The sequence below is a fragment of the Streptomyces sp. NPDC049837 genome (genome assembly GCF_040674455.1).
In the GTDB taxonomy this organism is placed as follows: Bacteria; Actinomycetota; Actinomycetes; order Streptomycetales; family Streptomycetaceae; genus Streptomyces.
This window is the reverse complement of the sequence record NZ_JBFAMP010000033.1, coordinates 1-1,538: the sequence shown is the minus strand read 5'-3', so window position 1 is coordinate 1,538 and position 1,538 is coordinate 1. Positions and strand designations below refer to the sequence as shown.

Annotated in this window: 1 protein-coding gene; it reads right to left on the bottom strand. The window is 67.5% G+C overall.

What is annotated here, in order from left to right; translation table 11 throughout:
• Window positions 1–1,538, bottom strand: a 1,538-nt coding sequence (locus AB0J57_RS34810; protein WP_366132428.1) for a methylmalonyl-CoA mutase family protein, incomplete at both ends; no start/stop codon positions are given.

Genomic DNA, 1,538 nt, shown 5'->3' with positions numbered 1-1,538 from the left:
CCCCACACCTCGCGCAGGGCGTTGCAGACCTCGCCGACGGTGGCCCGCGCCTTGAGGGCGTCCTTCATGGGGTAGAGGACGTTGTCGGTGCCTTCGGCGGCCTTCTTCAGCTCCGCCAGTGCCGCGTCGACGGCGGCCTGGTCGCGTTCGGCGCGCAGTTTGGCGAGACGTTCCGCCTGCTGGGCCTCGATCGCGGGGTCGACGCGCAGCGGTTCGTAGGGTTCTTCTTCGTCGAGGGTGTAGCGGTTGACGCCGACGACGACGCGTTCGCCGGAGTCGGTCTCCTGGGCGATGCGGTAGGCGGAACGTTCGATCTCGTTCTTCTGAAAACCGCGTTCGATGGCGTTGACCGCGCCGCCGAGGTCCTCGACCTTCGTCATCAGTTCCAGGGCGGCTGCCTCGACCTCGTCGGTCATCTTCTCGATGACATAGGAGCCGGCGAAGGGGTCGACGGTGGCGGTGACGTCGGTCTCGTAGGCGAGAACCTGCTGCGTGCGCAGTGCCAGGCGCGCACTCTTGTCGGTCGGCAGGGCGATGGCCTCGTCGAAGGAGTTGGTGTGCAGCGACTGCGTCCCGCCCAGCACCGCCGCCAGGCCCTGCACCGCCACCCGCACCAGGTTCACCTCCGGCTGCTGGGCGGTGAGCTGCACCCCGGCGGTCTGGGTGTGGAAACGCAGCATCATCGACTTGGGGTTCTTCGCCCCGAACTCCTCGCGCATCACCCGCGCCCAGATCCGGCGCGCGGCCCGGAACTTCGCCACCTCCTCCAGGATGGTGGTGCGGGCGACGAAGAAGAACGACAGCCGGGGCGCGAAGTCGTCCACGTCCATCCCGGCGGCCACGGCGGTGCGGACGTACTCGATGCCGTCGGCCAGGGTGAAGGCGATCTCCTGCGCGGGCGAGGCCCCGGCCTCCGCCATGTGGTAGCCGGAGATCGAGATCGTGTTCCACTTGGGGATCTCGGCCTTGCAGTACTTGAAGATGTCCGCGATCAGCCGCAGCGACGGCTTCGGCGGGAAGATGTAGGTGCCGCGCGCGATGTACTCCTTGAGCACATCGTTCTGGATCGTGCCGGTCAGCCTGTCCGCCGGGACACCCTGCTCCTCGCCCACCAGTTGGTACAACAGCAACAGGAGCGCGGCCGGGGCGTTGATCGTCATCGACGTGGAGACCTTGTCCAGCGGGATCCCGCCGAACAGCACCCGCATGTCGTCGATCGAGTCGATCGCCACACCCACCTTGCCGACCTCACCATGCGCGATCGGCGCATCGGAGTCGTGGCCCATCTGCGTCGGCAGGTCGAAGGCCACCGACAGGCCCATCGTGCCGTTGGCGATCAACTGCTGGTAACGGGCGTTGGACTCCACAGCCGTACCGAAACCCGCGTACTGCCGCATCGTCCACGGCCGGCCCGTGTACATCGTCGGGTAGACACCGCGCGTGAACGGGTACGAACCCGGTTCGCCCAGCTTCTCGTCGGGGTCCCACCCACTGAGCGCGTCCGGCCCGTACACCGGCTCAATGGGCAGTCCCGACTC